Source organism: Mycobacterium sp. URHB0021 (assembly GCF_054057895.1).
Genome location: NZ_JBSRZT010000001.1, coordinates 212,410 through 229,178 on the forward strand (window position 1 = coordinate 212,410; position 16,769 = coordinate 229,178).

Genomic DNA, 16,769 nt, shown 5'->3' on the forward strand with positions numbered 1-16,769 from the left:
GAAAGGACGGTCGCCAAGATCATGGCCGAGATCGGGCTGGCCGGGATCAGCCCGCGCACGTTCAAGGTGCGCACCACTGTGGTTGATCCGACTGCGTCGTTTCCACCCGATCTGTTGGACAGCTTGAACGTCTCGACCCGGTGCGGTTTGAGGCCACGCGCCGAACACACCTGCTGCACAGTCGATTCGACACTCAGGTAGCCGCGGCCATGGTCCGGCAGCTCCAATGGGTTTCGCCCTCGGGACGGTAGTTCGGTCTCAGATCCACGATCTCATCGATCTTGTCCTGGCGGATCGTCTTCTTGCGACCCGGCCCTCGCGGACTTGGGCGGACTTGACCAGCCCCTCCTCGGCGAACAGGGCGCGCCAGCTGCTGACCGACCCCGGCGACACCGACAACGATTCCGCGATCGCCGTGTTCGCCCGACCGTCGGCCGCCATCAACAACGCCCGCGCTCGGACCACCTCGCGATGCGGCGCGGACGCCGGGCGCCAGCCGACCGCCGGGCGCGCTCCTAGGACGCGACGGACAGCGCGATTGACCTTGTGACGAGGCGGGTCGTTCTGATCTGCACATTTGGCGCTACCCCGGCGACTATTTCACCCGCCCAAGGCGACCCGGGTCCTTTTGCAGCCCGAGGCCTTGTCCGCCGTCAGCCTCCATACGTCTAGGGCGCCGGGTTACCAGCCCAAGCCGATGCCACCAAGACCGATGACCAACCCGCCGCCATACGGCCCGAAGCCGCCGTAGTAACTGTGCTGCTGGGGCGAGGTGACGATTGAAGAGCTGCCGTTGGTCTGGCATTGCGTCGTGCTGGGGGCAACGCTCATGCACTGTGGTGCCGCCGTGGCGATCGGTGCCATCGCGATCGCGGCGGACACGCCTGCCGTCGCGAGGATTGTCAAAACTGGGATTTTGGTTCGCATGGTCGGCCTCCTCTAGGCCATAAAACTATCGGCGGACTTCGCCACCACCTATATCAACGCAGGTTCGTCGAGTCGTAATCCCACGGTTACAGATAGGTTCACCCTAACGGTGAAACTCACGTCCGACGTGGAGAAAGCCAAGTCGAAAACGCCCACGCCCGTAGGCGTCGCCTTCGTGACCAACCAGGAGCTACGCCTGGCCGAGTGCGAAGCACTTGGCAAGGTCGGCTGCAATACCAAAGTCGAGTTGTACCACTTGAAACGCGTCACAACCGTCCTCGACCGCCCACATATGGCAGGGATCCGAGAACAGTTTCTGGGCATCCCGGGGGGACCACCGCCAATCCTGGTTACCGCCGAGGTAATTGGGCACGCGCGCACCTTCCTTCGTGGCGATGACATGTTGGCCGCCTTGGTGGATATCGAGGAGAAGTCGTTGCAGGAGCGCAACGAAGGACTACGAGCCAACCCACCGAATCCGGTGACGGCGTGGCAGGCTGTTTCGGTATTGCGGTCAATGGGCTACGAGGCCTCGGATGAGCCGGCCCAACCGATTTCGGACGAACAGATCGCTGAGCAAGTAGCCACCCTGCGACGCGACCTGGAAAGACGGTGGGCCGCCTGCGAAGATTACCTCGCGTCAATCTGCTGGCCTGGCTTGAGCCTTCACAACCCCAACCAAAGGACAGTCATTCCTCACCAACGTGCAGGTGATTTTGACGTTCCATGGCGCGGACGGCCTCGGGTTCGAAGACATCGACACTTTCGAATGGGAGAAACTCGAGGACCCCGACTGGGAGCTACCGCCGTACGGCCCGTTCGGCAGCATCACCGAGCAGAATTTCAAGCCGGCGCGGCCCGCCGACTACCCCGTCGAACCCAACTGAGCCAGAGATCACACCGGCCTCTGTTGCAGCCAAGTCGAACGATGTTGCTGCGTCACCGATGCACCGCTATCCAATGGCGTCGCTCCGTGCGTATTTCGGGGTGGAAAGCTGCGCGGGGGGTGTGGAGCTGCAAGGCGGCGTAAACGAGATCCCTTATATGCAGCGCTGATTGCGACGTGGGTCATAGCCGCGGACTAGTCGTCCAGCTGCGGCGGGACGAGTTCGTCAGCAAACTCGGTCGGCGAAACTTCCGTTCGTCCATCACGCAGCAACTGGCTTGGCCGGAAGGCCTGGGTTGGCGCCGACCGGTGGGCAGCACATGCCTGCAGCGGCGCCTCACACGCGACATGCAGCCAACACACGAAACCGCCCGTTTTGCAGACAGACCGCGACGACGCTGCCGGGTGGCAGACCAACTTCGCCGCCAGAATCCCGCCGGACACGAAAATAGCGGTGCTATCGACGCGCCTTCGCGCGCGCGCCGACAAGGACATCCCCTTTACCCTCGTCCGCGGCGAGGAAGTACTAGATTTGTTGGCTAGCAACGAATCGACGTTAATGATCATGCTCGTGCCACAGCCGCTGCACACTCAACGGCGTCTGTCTCGCATTGCCGGCCAGGTAGGCAACATCGCCGACTGATCGACCCATCCCCAGCGGAAATGGTCATCGCCGATGCACATTGCCGCCAGACATCGCCGAAGCAATGCGGCTGCACGGTCCTCAGGGTCGATGGGGCGTGCGTCGATTAGCCCACTACCGCCAATGACCACTATCTTCATGACGAAACCTTTCAGAGTTGCAATTGACGTGTTAGCCGCCGAATTTTCTTGGGGGGAAACTAGCCGGCCCGGTCGGTCAGAGCGAGGCGGCGACAGCCCAAAGCTCCTCAGCCGCAGCGGCACCCGCCCACGCCAGTCCGCTCAGCACCACATCGATCGCCCCCGCATCCAGATAGCTCTGAAGCTGCCACCTGACCGCTTCCGCTGAACCCACCGCGGCAAGGTCTGCTGCGCTAGCGACACCCTCTCGCGCAATCACCTTCTGATACGACGGATTGGCCTCGTAGTAGCTCAACTGCTCAGCCGCGAAATCCCCTGCTGTACCAACGTTATCGGACACGATTGCGGGCACCTCTGCAATGATCCTGGGTTTGCGCCGTCCATCGACGGCTGCCGACTTCGCGATAACCGGTTCGATGAACTCGGCGATGGTCCGCGGACCGGCGAGATACGGCAGGGTGCCATCGGCCAGCTCACCGGTGACCTGCAACGCCTTTGGGCCCATCGCGGCCACGAACACCGGGACGGGCGTGCCACCGGCGACCCGCACCGGCCATCCGGGCTGTGCGCTGATCTCGCTGCCGCTGAAGTCCACCGCTCCGGTATCAAAAATCGACCTCAGCACCGTCAAGTGCTCACGAAGGCGTGTGATCGTGTTGGGCCACGACGTCCCGAAGGCCTGCCGCTCCGGGGCGTGCGCGCCGAGACCCAATCCGAGGCTGAAGTTGCCGTGCGACGAGGCCTGCGCCGTCTGTGCTAACGACGCAACGATCAGCGAGTGACGCGGGTTGATCGGCACCACCGACGTGCCGACACCCAGCCCCGGTACGGCCGCGCCAACCACAGCGGCGAGCGCGATCGCGTCATGATCGTGTTGCTGGCTCAGCCAGACCTGTTGGACGCCGAGGTCATACGCACGCGCAGCCTGCGCCACCACGTCATCGACACGATTGCTTGCGTGCGGGTTGGGAAACAACACGATTCCAGTCGGCATAGTGCGGTTATGCGCCCGGAGCGATCGCACAGGCGGCGACGCAGACCCAGGTGCCGTCGCGCTTCTGATAGGTGTCTGTGTAGAGCGCTTCTTGGACCACTCCATCAGCGAGCATGGTGTATGTGGCGCGGGCGTGGATCAGAGCAACGTCACTGAGGATGCGGATATTGACGTCGTGCACAGCGAGATCCTTGAAGGGACGCGGCTTAGCGATGTAGTCGAGGAACTCATCACGGTTCCGGGTGACGCCCGGAGTCTGCACAATGAAGTCTTCAGCGAGGAACTCGCTGAAGCGCTTGACATCGTTGAACTGGTCGGAGTGCACGTAGTCAAGGTTGAGCTTCTCGAGGATCGCCAGATCTTCGGCGGACTGCTTGGTGTCGTTCATTTTCTTGTTCCTTTTCTGTGCGGTTCGGCTTTCGCTGCACGCGGGATGTCGTTTCGGTTCGCTTCTGGTTCTCCTGACGTCTCCTACTCGAACGCCGTTCTTCGTATCGACGACCCGTGAGGCTCAGCTGGGGCGTCGCGCATTGGTGGTGACGATCGCACCGGGTTCTGCCAGTACTGAGACTGCGGCCAGGCCGGGTGAGCTGTCATCACCCCAACCACCTATTCACCCGCGGTGAGGAATCGACCGCAAAGGAACCGACGCGTGAATGGAAAAGGCTGCGCTGGCGCGCGTCGGGCTCTCACGGGGCCACGGCGCATCTCATGCAATACAGCTAGGCAACGGTAGGAGTGCCCTACAGGTAAATGCGGCGGATCGCTAGTGTGTCGCGCCTGAAATTATTCCACCGCCGCATTTTCCGGGCCGCATCGAGGCCGATACCCCGGAGGCGCCGGCCGCAAGGATGGTCATGGTGTCGTTCTTTTCAGCGGGTGAACAATTACTGCGCACACGCCCCGCGGGCCGCCTTCGATAGGCGGCTCACCACCGGTCGTAATGCAGCACGTTGTCGAGCGGAATCCGTTTAGCGCGGCCGAACTGTGTGCCGGTGTAGTAGGCGGTCGGGATGGTTGTGGCGTGATAGACGTTGTCGGGCAGACCCAGGATGGCCCGCATCTCGTCGTCGGCCATTATGGTCACCCCGGTCCACGTGGTTCCCAAGCCCCGAGAGCGCGCGGCGAGCATGTAGCTCCACGTGGCAGGCATGATCGAACTCCAATACTGGTTGGCGTTTTCGCCCGTCAGCGTGCCATCACCGTCGATGACCTCGACGCACGGGATCATCAAGACCGGGACCTCGCCGATGTGCTGTGCGAGATAGGCCGCGCTGTCGGACACTTTGCGCTGCTCCCGGTTGCGGGCGGGGTTGTCCTTAAATCGGTCGGCGACCGCGAACGGGGACGCGACGATCAAGTCCCATGTGCGGCGGTACACATCGGCGATTGCGCGACGCTGTTCGGCATCGGTGACCACGATGAAGCTCCAGTTCTGCACGTTAGCTGACGTCGGTGCCTGCACCGCGATCTCGAGGCATTCCCGGATCAGGCCGATCGGAACAGGTTTGGATAAATCGAGACGTTTGCGCACCGAGCGGGTCGTGGTCAGCAGTGCGTCGGTGGACAAGTCGACGACCGGGTAATCGCTCATGACCTCAGGCGTCCTTTCTGGTGGACAACCGAACCCGTTAGGGGCGCGCCGATACCAGGTACGTCGATGTCGATGCGGCGGACGGTGATGGCGCTCGGATCGCTCATGCCGGCAGGACGGCGGTGACTTCGACTTCCACCCGCAGGTTGGGCCACACCAGCCCGTCGATGATGCTGAGATGGGCGGCGGGTTGGTGGTCGATGATCTCTTTGCTCACCGCAAGGTAGGCGGACACATTGTCACGGCTGGTGAGCCATTGGCGCATGTAGACAATGTCGGTGAGCTTGGCGCCGGCCTTGCCGAGCGCGTTCTCGACGTTGGCCCAGCACTGCCGCGCTTCGTCGGTGAAGTCCTCGGGCACGGTGCCGTCTTCGCGTAGCCCGGGGGTTCCGGAAACGAAAATCCGTGTGCCACCGCCGGATACGGCGACAGCGTCGGCGTAGCGGCCGATGTGAGCGGCTACTCCGGTGAGGATCGGGGTAATGGTTGTCATCTCAAGACTCCTTGGTGGGGTTGGGTTTTTCGATGTGTGATGGCAACTTCGGTCAGATGTCTTTGGTGATGACCACTCCGCTGGACTCGTGTCCTGCGACGACGTGTGCGAGGGCGTTGCCGGCCTGATCCAGGCTGCAGGAACGCGGGGTCGGCATGTTCAACCGGCGGGACGCGAGGAGCGCGGTGAGGCGGTCGAGTTGGGCCCCGTCGGAACGGACGTAAACCGGGTTCACGCTGATCCCGCGGGTGGACGCGGGTGGGTCGGGGGTGATGGTGGCCAGCCGGCCGCCGTCGGCAAGTGCGGTCATTGCCGCAGCAGCACCGCCGGGGGCCGCGTTGGCGACGGCGTGGATGGAGTCCTTCGCCAACGCCCTTGCGTGTTGTGGCCACTGCGGATCGCGGTAGTCGAGTACTTCGCGGGCGCCATTCGCGCGGACTCGGTCGGCGCTGCGCGGGCTGGCGGTGGCAAGTACATCCACCCCGCGCAGGATGGCCAGCTGGACAATGAGCCCACCGGTGATTCCGCCCGCGCCGTTGACGAGCAACGTTTCTCCACACCCAAGGGCCAGCGCCTCGTCGACGACCTGCTCAGCGGTCAAGGCCGGCACCGGAAAGATCGCTGCGGTCTCCCACGAGATCTCGGGCGGCTTGTGGGCAAGCGATCCCACGGGTGCGATCAGAAACGGCGCCCACGTGCCTTGGCCGCGCAGCGGCACAGGGTGACACAGCACCTCATCGCCCACTCCGAATCCGCCAGGGTCGGTGCCGACGGCTTTGATGACCCCGGCAGTCTCGACGCCGAGTGCTAGCGGCGGGCAAATGCCAACGTCCCAGCCGCCGGTGCGAATGATGTTGTCCCAGTTTCCACTCCCGGCACTTCGGACATCGATGAGGACCTCGTCGGCTGCTAACGGTCGCGGCTCGTCCACTTCGAACGTCTCCACGTTGTCGCCGAACGTGCGGACCCCCGCTACAAGCATGGTCACGGTGAGGTGACCGGCCAGTCGTAGGTCATTGTGGTGGTTCCTCTCGTGACTTGATGTCTAAAGTGATTCATCTCAGGTCCTGCTCCGACCCGTTTTTCAGTAATGAGGCAAGTTCGGACTCTTCGGCGAGTAGGGGATCCCAGACCTGATTGACCGTCGGATGTGGCCCTACAGCATGGCGTAGCAGACTGACTGGAATCTTCGCGACGATGGCCAGGGTGGCTGCTTGCACCAGTTCGGAGAACTGCGGCCCGACAAATGTCGCTCCGAGCAGTGTGTTGGTCTCAGCATTGATGACCCATTTCGCCCATCCGTGGAAGCCATCCCGGTACAGGGCGAGGAATGCCACTGCGCCGGGGTATTCGGCAGTTCGGGTCCGTACCGCGAATCCTTCTGCTTGGGCCTGCGTTTCGGTGCGCCCCACCCAGGCCACTTGAGGGTCCGTGTGGATAACCTGCGCCAGATTGCCGGCGTCACGGGCGATCAACTCGTTCTCGGACAGTTCTCGCCGCGCAGCCCGGGCCGTGATGATGTCGGCCACGATACGGCCATGGTAGGTGGAGATATGAGACAGCCGAGCACGCCCGGTGGTATCTCCCAGCGCGTAGAGCCAACCGCCTGTGACGCCGACCGCCTGTAGATGGTCGTTCACAAAAACGACCCCGCCACCCGGCAGGCCAAGGGTTTCCAGGCCGAGGTTGTCGGTATTGGTGCGCCGTCCGGCGGCCAGAACGACCTCGTCTACCTCGATGCTCTGGCGCTGGAAGGTTGCGGTGACAGGCCCGCCCGCCACGGGGCGGGCTACCGCCGACAACTCTGTCTCAAAGTGAACCTTGACGCCTTTGCTTTGCAGCGGCTGCGCGACGAGTTCGCGGGCTTCGGGTTCGCAGTTGCCAAGCAGCGTGTTCTCACGTACCAGAAGTGTCACCGTGGAGCCAAAACCGTTCAGGATGGTGGCGAACTCGACGGCCACGGGACCGCCACCCACCACCAGCGCGCGAGGTGGCACCTGTGTCATGGTCGTTAAGTCCCGATTGGTCCACGGGTGTGCTTGCGCCAGCCCAGGTACCTCGGGCACGTTAGGACGCGTGCCGGTGGCCAGCACGACCGCGTGGCGCGCAGTCAAGGTGGCTTCGGTGGTATCTCCCCAGGCGTAGGCCACCCGCACTGTTCGTTCGCCGCTCAACCGGCCGAATCCATGAAACACTGCTATACCAGCTTGGCGCAGTGATGCCGTTCGGTCTTGGTCCGTGAGGTGCTCGATGATCGCGTCGCGTTTCGCGAAGACTGCCGCGATATCAAGTCCTTGATCCGAAATAATCTCTCGCACGCCAGGAACGGCCTTCGCAAGATTGAACACCTCGATGGGCCGAAGCAGGGTTTTGCTCGGGTTGCACCCCCAGTAACGACACTCACCACCGACCAGACGATCCTCAACGAGCGCTACCGAAAGGCCTGCCGCCGCAAGCTTTCGCACGGCGGCCACACCGCCCACCCCGCCGCCGACGACGACGACGTCGAAGTCTCTGCCCTTCATCGCCCCTCACTTTCGGTATCGAGACCGGATAGGCCCTGAGGGGCGGCGTCAGTGGTGTGTGGCGGCGATGATGTCCCAAGGACCGCGTAGGCCGCGGCCGCGCTTGCCGCGGAGAAGACGCTGTAGCTCAGCGGTGATTCCACACCGAGGGATACAGCCATCGCGGTTCCAAATACTATGAGCACCAAACAACTCGCCGCGCCAACGAGTTTCGGCCACCAACCGGTCAGGAGCAAGACGCCGAGGGAGGCTTCGGGTTGCGGTAGCAGTCCACACGATGACGGTCAATAACCATCCGGAGGCAAAAGGAACAAGCTGGTGGGTATAGTCCGCAAAGGCGCTCATGCTCCCCCAGTAGCCCTGCCCCAACGGCTCCCACCAACCAAATCGGTCGGCAACAGCGGACAGAAACGCCGCAGCGAGCGACAACCGTAGTGCGGTTCTGACAACGGTGATCCGGTCAGGTGCGTGCATGGCTCCTCCTGCTGCGCCGTACCGCGGAATGGGCGTGGTCTTCAAACTACTCACGTCGAACTGTCCGAACGTCTTGCATGGTTATCGCGGCGGCTCAGTTGTCGTGGTGTCGTCGGTGGTGAGGGGAAGGTCGCCGGGATCGACCAAAAAGACTGCGAGTAATTCAGCGGGTTCGGTGGCGCTGGCATTTTCACTGATCGCGTGGTGCGCGCCGGGGGCTTCACTCCATGTCTCACCGGCGTAATAGACACGTGCAGGCTCGCCTTCGACTTGGCTGCGGATCGCACCGGAGATCACGTAGGCCATGATGAAAGCTGATGGTGCGTGGTGGTGAGGTTCGCCTCTAGCTCCTGGCGGATAGCTGACGGTCACCGCTTTAAGCGATTTGCCCGCAACGTTGGTCGGTTGATCGAAAACTGGGCGGACAACGGGGTTTTGACCCGAGTTCGGTGGCACCGGCTCGGCGTGGGCCGCAGGTGCGAGTATCGCAACAGCGATCAGTCCGGCCAATAGCGTTCTCAGAGCCATTTGTTGGCTACCTTCCCTTTTCGGATGTCTTCATGACTAGTGACGCAATCGCACGATTTCGGGTGACCTACGTGGTATCGCGGTCTCCTCACGACCAGGCTGATGTAGCTGAGAGCCTCCGTTTAGTCTTCGGCCACCCGCAGGATCGTCTTGCCGGGGATGCGTTTGTCGGGAGCGAATGCGGCGGCTGCGTCGGCAAGGGGCAACACGGCGCCAACGACCGGTTTGAGCCGTCCATCCCGCACTCGCGCGGCGAGGTCGGCGAGTCGGGCGGGATCAGCTTCGACAAGCATGTACAACGCCCGCCCGTCGCGCGGCCGGTTCTGTGGCGGCTCGGCGATGGTGACCAGCGTTCCGCCGGCCCGCACCAAAGCCGCTGAGCGGGCGAGAATGTCTCCGCCGATCACGTCGAACACCACGTCGACTTCCCCTGCGTCCTCCAGCTTTTCGGTCTCCAGGTCGAGAAAGGCATGGACGCCGAGTTTTCGCGCCTGGTCTCGATCTGCGGTCCGTCCGGTGCCGATCACGCGCGCACCTACCTCACGTGCGAGTTGCACTGCGACCGACCCCACCCCCCCGGCGGCGCCGTGGATCAGAACCGTTTGTCCAGGGCCGAGGCGGCCGTTTTCGAACAGCCCTTGCCACGCGGACAATCCGCAGATCGGCAGCGCGGCGGCCACCGTGTGATCGATATCGATCGGCAACGGTGCCAGGTTACGAGTTTCCACCGCGGTGTATTCCGCCAGCGACCCGTTGCGGGCCCAGTCGGCGAGACCGAACACCCGCTGCCCAATGCTGAAACCCGTTACGCCATCCCCCAACTCGACGATGACACCGGACAGTTCGTGGCCGGGCACGCTGGGTGTGCGGTCCCGGCCGTCGCGGTAGGTCCAGGTGTCTGGCCAGTCAAGTTCCCCCGGTGTGAAACCCGCGGCACGTACCTGCACGATGACATCGTTTTCCGATGCCACGGGATAGGGCAGGTCTGTCAGCTTCAGGCCAGCGACACCGGCCTCACGAACTGAAACAGTGATCGCTTGCATTACAGGTCCTTCCTAAGGTGGGTTATTCCTGAGGCCGATCGCCTCGTCGTGTCAGTCGTGGGGTCAGTCGCGGGCTGTGGTTGTACGCTGACGAGCTCAAGACCTAGGTCACGGACCCGGTCGAGGAGTCCGTAAAGCTGTGACTGGTTGCGGATTTCACCAGTGAAGACGGTTTCGGCCACACCGGTCTCAAGGTGCATTCCTTCTAATGCGGACCCGATCCGCTCGCTAATGCAGCCTCGAATGCAGATCCGGTACATGGTCGCCTGCATTGGCCCTCCGCTCGCCATCTGTTGAGCCAGCATTCACCGACGTGGGGTGAGCGGTCATCACCCGACGAGCAAATTCACCCGGGTGAGTGCAAAGCGAATTGAAGGCATCAAACGGTGCGACGCAGCGATGCGTTCAGGACTCAGATCTGTATGGGCGTGCCGTCATCGCCACCGGCGGTGGAACCATCGATGCCTTCAGGTTTCGCGAGGTTATCCGGTTGCTTCGCGGATGTAGCGGCCGATCTGGCGCAGTGAGCGGGTGGCTTCGGGGATCATCGGCGCGGCGAGTTGGAACACGTGGATTTGGCCCGGCCATATCTGCACTTCGACGGGCACGCCGGCGGTGGCTAGTTGTTGGGCCGCCTGCTGTGCGTCGTGCAGCAGCACCTCGCAACCGGACACATGGATCAGGGTGGGTGGCAGTCCGGGTTTAATGTGATCGAGCGGTTCATAGAGCCCGCCGGGATGCGTGTTGGCGTCGCGGTGTGCTGTGGGGCGGGCGATCATGCTGTGGAAGGCGTCGAATGCTCTGGGCGGAAACATCGCATCCGAGCCGGCGTTAGGGTGCGTCGTTTTGGGTTGTGTGGCCCGTTGCAGCAGCGGTGACATGGCCACCATCGCTGCGGGCTGATCGCCGCACTCGAGCAGGCGTTGAGCCAGCGCTAGCGCCAGGTAGCCGCCGGCCGAATCGCCGGCCAGGACAATCTGGTTGGGCTGATAGCCTTTTCGGCGCAACCACCGGTAGCCGTCGTAGCAGTCGTCGATCGCCTGGCTGATCGAATGTTTGGGAATCTTGCGGTAGTTGGGCACCAGCACGGGGCTGTCGGCGAAACCGGACAGCATGCTGACCAGTCGGCCGTGCGAGTAGGGCCCGCAAGTGAGGAATGCGCCGCCGTGCAGATACAGCACGACCCGGCGGGTGCCGTCGGCCGGTAGCACTCCGGCGGCGCGGATCAGCTGCGCGGTGCAGTGCGTGAGCCCGATGCCGTCGCGCATCGTGCCTCGTATCGGCGTGATGGCCCGGGCAGCGAACTCGACGACACCCCATGGCCACGGCGCCGAGGGCAGATAGCTGCCCACGCTCAGCGTGGGCCGGATCATCAGCCGGGCGCTGAGCCAAGCGAGGCGCCCGGCCATGCTCGGACCGTCTTGAATGACCTCAGCGACGGCGCCCAGGCGGAGCGGATTCCGCCGAGCTTTTCGTGCTCTGGCTGATCTTAGAGTGGGGCGCGGTGACCCCGACCTTGCGATGGGTGCGCTCATGTCGATAATTCCACGCGTGGGTCATCAGGTGTCCGACGCCACCCGACCCGATTCCAGGTGACGCCAAGGCGGGGCTTGTCCTCCCCCGGCGCACCGGGCCGCGTTGCTCGCCCGTCAGAGCTGGCACCCAGGCCGCCCGTAGGCTCATCGGGCCGGCTCTGGGCTGGGGCCGACGCGCATGCCCCGCATAACCGCGATTCCTGGCGGTCAGCGAATCTAGGTGAGTCACTCCGTGTTTGGCGCGCCCCTCCGCATAACGGGCACTGTTGGTCGGCGACGGTAGCTGCCTGCAGGTTGGCGTGCTCCGAGACGGCCGCTCGTCGCCGCGCCAGCGCCGTGCGGCGGCGCCTACTCAGCTCGTGCTGCCGCCGGGCGTCCTCGTCGTCGACGTAGGCGATCAGCCCGGCGGCGACCGAGGATCCCCCACACACGGCGGCGGCGACGCCGAAATGGATTAGCTGACAGTCGATCAACATGAGAGCCGCGTAATCACCGGCCACCACAGCCACAAACAGGAAGGCGATGCGTAGTCGGGTCATGATGCCAGTCACTTTGACCCGACAGGGCGCACGGCGAAGACGTTGCGCAGGTATAGCGTGGGCCGGCCGCAGGTGCTGCACACCGGTTGGGTGCCGTGTCGGAACGCCATCTCGCGCTTGTCGTCCACGTACGTGGCCATCGCCCGTTGCACATTAAACAGGCAGGCGTGGCAGAGTGTCTCGATGACGTCGCCGTCCGGGCTTAGCCCCATCTGCTCGCATCCGTCGATGGCATGTATCTCGGCGACCGCCACCGCCGGCGCGCCGCATGCAATGCCGGTCGACACCCGCTGGGCACTGCAGATAGACCACAGCGTGCGAAGTTGATCCTCGATCGCAGGAACGGTGTCGATCGCGGCATCTTCATTCCGATGCGCCGAACGCCGGGCAAAGGCGGCGGCGTCCCGCAGGCGATGCCGCAGCCATGGTGTTCGCACGGCGCTGGGCTCGGCAGGCGATCGTTGAAATTGGCCACGCTTCATCTGGCTTTCTCCCGTTTGTGGTGATGGCGTTGCGCGGTGATCAACGCAGCCACCTCGTCCACCGGCAATGCGACCCGTTGCTCGCTTATGTGCGAACACATATCCGGTACAAGATCGGCTGCACTTACTCCGGCCATCTGCTGAGCCAGCATTGACCGCCGTGGGATGAGTGGTCATCACCCAGCGAACAAATTCACCCGGGTGATCGGCCGAGTACTGCGAGCGCCACGAGCAACCAGACGAAACCTGCCTGCGGGTGGGGTATTCGCAACGGCATCCCGTAATTGGCCCCCCCCGAGACCTGGCAGCATGTTTGTCGCGGCCGCAGCACGGCGCGAATCGGGAAGCGGTCAACCGCCCCTCGGGTTGTCGCAAAGGGTTGCGGGATTGCACCACATCAACCGCTTCGCCACCCGCAGCGTGTGGGAGCAAAAGCCGAGGGACACGCCGTTTCGCGATGATATTGTTAACCAATGCATTTGGGCTGAAACGCCCAGGGGTGTTACGCGTTGCCCGTAGCCGTTTATCTTGCGGTAGATGTTGCCGCTCGACGAGGCGCGCTCGCCCCTCAACCGTGTGAGCATCCAAGTTGCGGCACAGTTGCTGACTGCGCCAACCTCGCACATCTCGTTGACTGTCTGGGCCTCCGGATGCAATACCGGAACCGAACCGACCACATACACCCGACCGCTCAGATCGACGGGTAAAACGGCCTCGAGGCAGCCTCACTCAATGAATCATTGAATCATTGACACATCAGCGCAGGTGGCCGCATCACCTTGACATCACTCGGCCCGACGTGTCGGCCCCATCCCGCAGACGGGCACTCCCTCACCTGAAACCACTGCCCCAAACCCACAGACCAACAAGTGCTTTGGCCACCACACCAGAGTGGCGCGAAGCATCTGTGATTCATCTGATGAAAACGGCGTACTTATTGATGGATAACATCGTTATCCATGAAATGCTGACGGTGTCATGCACACAGGGGGCTCGTCCGCCCATGCTGAAGGCTCGTGCCCGGAGTGGTTCGCAGCCTTCCTGGCCGACCGTGGGACGCGTAAGCCGTCCGCGCACACGTTAAAGGCCTATCGCCAAGACTTCGACGCGATTGCCCGGTTCGTCATCGGCAGCGACGCTGAAATGTCGGCAATGGCGTTGGGCGACATCACGACTGACGCGATGCGCGGGGCCTTCGCGCGATTCGCCGAAACCCATGAAGCGGCCTCGATCCAGCGGTGCTGGTCGACATGGAACGTGCTGTGTACCTTTCTGTACACCTCGGAGATGATCGTTGCGAACCCGATGCCCTTGGTTGGCCGTCCCAAGATCGCCAAGACGCTTCCGAAAGGACTGCCCTCAACATCAGTGCAGGCGCTACTGGCGGCGATCGATTCGGATTCGGGGCGGCGAGCCAGCGACTGGGTGGAACGCGATCGCGCGTTGATCCTGACTTCCCTGCTGGCGGGGCTGCGCGCCGATGAACTATTGCGCTCCAACGTCGGCGATGTCCGGCGAAGCGAAGACGGTGCCGTTATTCATGTCCGTGGTAAGGGCGGGAAGGATCGACGGATCCCAGTCGGTAAGCCTCGGAATACGTTGCGCCACAGCATAATGAGCGCGCCGATAACCTGCGCGTCTTACCGTTCCGCCAGAGTTGCATACCCGTGTCGCCGCCGCTGTTCAGATTCCTTACTGCTTCGCCAATCATTGCCTGTTCGTCGGCGGCAACTAGCTTCTCAGTGGAACAGCAAAGCGCCGATAAGTCTCGCCGGACGCGATGCGCGCTGTCCCTGCAGTTTTCAACCGCCGCTGGAACATGTCGAACTTCCCGGTAATGATGCATCAGATGAATCGGCTCGGTCTGGCCAGGAGGGATGCGGCAAGGCGTGTCGGAGCGGGCACTCGACAGTAGCGCCGCTCCCCCGCCGGGGGACTGCTGCCGGCGTGAACGTCACCGGGCGTGGGTGGCAGTCCGCTGATTAGGTCATGCTGTTGACCCAGTGGGCTTATTATCGCTGCGCGCGTCGATCACGATGATATCCTCGCGAGCTTGCAGGTCTAGCTCCGTCAACTGCGCAGTGACCCTATGTTGTTCGGCGGCGGTATAGGCGATGATGACGGTGACCGCCGTCGCAGTGTCGTTGGCCTTCTTGTAGATCTCGACCTGGTTCTGCAGGTTTCGTTTAAGCTGGCGATTGCTGGCTAATTTGAACTCGATAAGGGATTTGTCGGCGGCCCCGATGCTGACCTTGAAGTCCACGGGTCCTCGGCCGTTGTTCGGCTCGCGGTTGACGTCGAAAGCGCTGCCGAACCACGCGAGGCCGAAGTACAGCTGGACCTCGGTCTCCTTCGCGAAGACGCCGTCGCCACGGTTGACGAGCTTCCAGCCATCTTGGTCTTCGACGTAGTGTTTGAAAAGCTTTGCGCGGGTGAGTGCTTCGTCGTAGCTGGACCATCCGATCTTGTAGAAGTCGGTGCGCGCGCCGAGGTCGCGCACAAGCTGGGTCAGTTGCTCGACAAAGATCTCGAAGGTGTCACGGACCTTCTCCAGACTCTGCTGCTCAGCCTCGTCGCCATCGTCTTCTCGGAGCCGAATGTAGTAGTCGAGCAACTCAGGGTACTGGCGGACGGTCGCGCCGACCGCAGCCACGACCTGCTCGCGGTTCGGTCTCTCGCCGACGGCTAGTGCGAAGTAGTTGGAAACTTGCGCGCGCAGTTCTTCATTCGGCAATGCCTCTGGGATCGAGGAAAAGCGGCCGACCATGTCGCCGAAGCTGATCCAGGTGTCGTCTCGAGTCAGCATGTCGATCGGCGTCAGCAGGACGAAGTCGCCCCAGAGCACTGGAAGGTAGTAAATTCCCGACTCCCACGCTTCGGTGTCGTAGTTGAAGCGAACATGACGCACGCCAAACTCTCGACACTGTTCTGGGCTCAGGTGCTGGCGATCGAATGTTTGCGTGTACTCCAGCAGGTAGTCCTTGATCAGGTTCGTCGTGAAGTCCGAGATGCCGTCGCGGCCCACACCGGGACGGATCAGGCCGACCTTCTCGAGGTGACTCGACCTTGTGATCTGCTCCGCGCCGAAATCGTTCAAAATGCTGGTTAGCGACTCACGCAGTGCAGACGCGAATTTCGGGCCTAGGCCGAGACCGCCGTTACCGAGCACGGAGAACCCGAGCCAGTTCTGCCGCACCTCCGGAAACCGGAACAAACTCCTGACCAGTGCTGGCTCCAACGGGCCAGATGACGCCTTATCGCGCACGAAACGCAGGTAGCGCAGCACCTCCTCGTGCAACTGCTGGTACTCGGGCTTGTCGCTGTGGAACAGGAGAAACGGGTCGATAAATAAAGGGAGATCGGAAGCAACCGACACATCAAATGCGCCGTACTGCTCGAGCCCGTCGGGCGCGAGGCCGAGGTACTGCGACAGATACAGGCTGAGGTCGTCTTCCGACACGACCTCAGCTTGTCACCTCACGCCGATCAGAACAGGCAACTTGGCGCCCGCGCGGCCGTGACCGGCTCCGCCGGCGGGCAACTCATCGCCGGAGTAGCCCGTCAGCCCGAGGCCCAACAACGAATGTTCGTCCCCTTCCTGATCACCGTGGGCCTCGTCGAAGCAGCGTTCTTCATCAACGTCGCCTTCATGGCTGCTGTTCGTCTTCGCCACACCCGGAAAATAAGTGCCACCAACCTCGAACGGTGACTGAGCCGCCGAGGAATACACCCGCGGCTGCACGGCGCATTCGCCAGCACGATGGCCCTGGCACGGTTCGGCCCCGCCCTCAGTACCCCTACCGGTGTGGTAAGCGACTCCAGGCTGCCTGCGTTGCACGGCCGAGGCCAAGCTGACTGCCACGACGAGTGCCACTTCGTCGGGCCGGTCCACCAACTTGCCCAGCGTCTCGGCGAGTTCCTCGAACCCCCGCTGCATCGCTTCCGTCGACGGGTCTCGTCGCAACC

At 62.9% G+C, this 16,769-nt stretch carries 15 protein-coding genes and 3 pseudogenes; 3 read left to right on the forward strand and 15 right to left on the reverse strand.

The genetic code is table 11. The features are described from left to right. Positions 1-14: 14 nt before the first annotated feature. Together ACVWWN_RS00955 and ACVWWN_RS00960 are read right to left on the reverse strand one after the other, a co-directional pair. A pseudogene (locus ACVWWN_RS00955) lies at positions 15-492 on the reverse strand (helix-turn-helix domain-containing protein); the annotation flags it as partial. Between the two features lie 189 nt (positions 493-681). After that, complete coding sequence (locus ACVWWN_RS00960) at positions 682-927, reverse strand: hypothetical protein (protein ID WP_457142207.1); 246 nt, start codon at positions 925-927, stop codon at positions 682-684. A gap of 710 nt (positions 928-1,637) precedes the next feature. On the opposite strand from ACVWWN_RS00960, the gene ACVWWN_RS00965 reads away from it, so the two are divergent. Then, the gene (locus ACVWWN_RS00965) at positions 1,638-1,814 is read left to right on the forward strand and encodes a hypothetical protein (protein WP_457142208.1); all 177 of its coding nucleotides are present in this window, start codon (positions 1,638-1,640) and stop codon (positions 1,812-1,814) included. Between the two features lie 375 nt (positions 1,815-2,189). Beyond that, positions 2,190-2,456 carry a hypothetical protein gene (locus ACVWWN_RS00970; RefSeq protein ID WP_457142209.1) on the forward strand — a complete coding sequence of 89 codons (267 nt, stop codon included), beginning with the start codon at positions 2,190-2,192 and terminating at the stop codon, positions 2,454-2,456. 216 nt (positions 2,457-2,672) lie between these two features. On the opposite strand, the gene ACVWWN_RS00975 is transcribed toward ACVWWN_RS00970, so the two are convergent. The 13 genes and pseudogenes from ACVWWN_RS00975 to ACVWWN_RS01035 form a co-directional block, all read right to left on the reverse strand. Further along, on the reverse strand, positions 2,673-3,590 hold the full coding sequence (locus ACVWWN_RS00975; protein WP_457142210.1) for a TIGR03564 family F420-dependent LLM class oxidoreductase: 918 nt from the start codon (positions 3,588-3,590) through the stop codon (positions 2,673-2,675). 7 nt (positions 3,591-3,597) lie between these two features. After that, entirely contained in the window at positions 3,598-3,978 is a 381-nt protein-coding gene (locus tag ACVWWN_RS00980; protein ID WP_457142211.1) for a nuclear transport factor 2 family protein, read from the reverse strand. A gap of 540 nt (positions 3,979-4,518) precedes the next feature. Beyond that, entirely contained in the window at positions 4,519-5,184 is a 666-nt protein-coding gene (locus ACVWWN_RS00985) for a nitroreductase family protein (RefSeq protein WP_457142212.1), read from the reverse strand. 103 nt (positions 5,185-5,287) lie between these two features. Continuing rightward, complete coding sequence (locus ACVWWN_RS00990) at positions 5,288-5,677, reverse strand: RidA family protein (protein WP_457142213.1); 390 nt, start codon at positions 5,675-5,677, stop codon at positions 5,288-5,290. A gap of 52 nt (positions 5,678-5,729) precedes the next feature. Next, on the reverse strand, positions 5,730-6,659 hold the full coding sequence (locus ACVWWN_RS00995) for an NADP-dependent oxidoreductase (RefSeq protein WP_457142395.1): 930 nt from the start codon (positions 6,657-6,659) through the stop codon (positions 5,730-5,732). A 73-nt stretch (positions 6,660-6,732) separates the two neighbouring features. After that, the gene (locus ACVWWN_RS01000; protein ID WP_457142214.1) at positions 6,733-8,202 is read right to left on the reverse strand and encodes a dihydrolipoyl dehydrogenase family protein; all 1,470 of its coding nucleotides are present in this window, start codon (positions 8,200-8,202) and stop codon (positions 6,733-6,735) included. Further along, a pseudogene (locus ACVWWN_RS01005) lies at positions 8,199-8,676 on the reverse strand (hypothetical protein). Before ACVWWN_RS01005 ends, ACVWWN_RS01000 begins: the two are co-directional and overlap by 4 nt. 81 nt (positions 8,677-8,757) lie before the next feature. Next, positions 8,758-9,204: a cupin domain-containing protein gene (locus tag ACVWWN_RS01010; RefSeq protein WP_457142215.1), complete on the reverse strand. Its 447-nt coding sequence runs from the start codon at positions 9,202-9,204 to the stop codon at positions 8,758-8,760. 122 nt (positions 9,205-9,326) lie between these two features. Continuing rightward, positions 9,327-10,247, reverse strand: a complete 921-nt coding sequence (locus ACVWWN_RS01015; RefSeq protein WP_457142216.1) for an NADP-dependent oxidoreductase — start codon at positions 10,245-10,247, stop codon at positions 9,327-9,329. A 482-nt stretch (positions 10,248-10,729) separates the two neighbouring features. Beyond that, positions 10,730-11,782: an alpha/beta hydrolase gene (locus ACVWWN_RS01020; RefSeq protein WP_457142217.1), complete on the reverse strand. Its 1,053-nt coding sequence runs from the start codon at positions 11,780-11,782 to the stop codon at positions 10,730-10,732. Beyond that, the gene (locus tag ACVWWN_RS01025) at positions 11,779-12,321 is read right to left on the reverse strand and encodes a hypothetical protein (protein ID WP_457142218.1); all 543 of its coding nucleotides are present in this window, start codon (positions 12,319-12,321) and stop codon (positions 11,779-11,781) included. Before ACVWWN_RS01025 ends, ACVWWN_RS01020 begins: the two co-directional genes overlap by 4 nt. A gap of 8 nt (positions 12,322-12,329) precedes the next feature. Beyond that, positions 12,330-12,803 (reverse strand): phosphoenolpyruvate carboxylase, encoded by a 474-nt coding sequence (locus ACVWWN_RS01030; RefSeq protein WP_457142219.1) that lies wholly within the window; start codon positions 12,801-12,803, stop codon positions 12,330-12,332. Between the two features lie 1,987 nt (positions 12,804-14,790). After that, positions 14,791-16,263, reverse strand: a complete 1,473-nt coding sequence (locus ACVWWN_RS01035; protein WP_457142220.1) for a hypothetical protein — start codon at positions 16,261-16,263, stop codon at positions 14,791-14,793. Between the two features lie 63 nt (positions 16,264-16,326). On the opposite strand from ACVWWN_RS01035, the pseudogene ACVWWN_RS01040 reads away from it, so the two are divergent. Continuing rightward, positions 16,327-16,489 (forward strand): annotated as a pseudogene (locus ACVWWN_RS01040) (ATP F0F1 synthase subunit C); the annotation flags it as partial. Positions 16,490-16,769 lie beyond the last annotated feature (280 nt).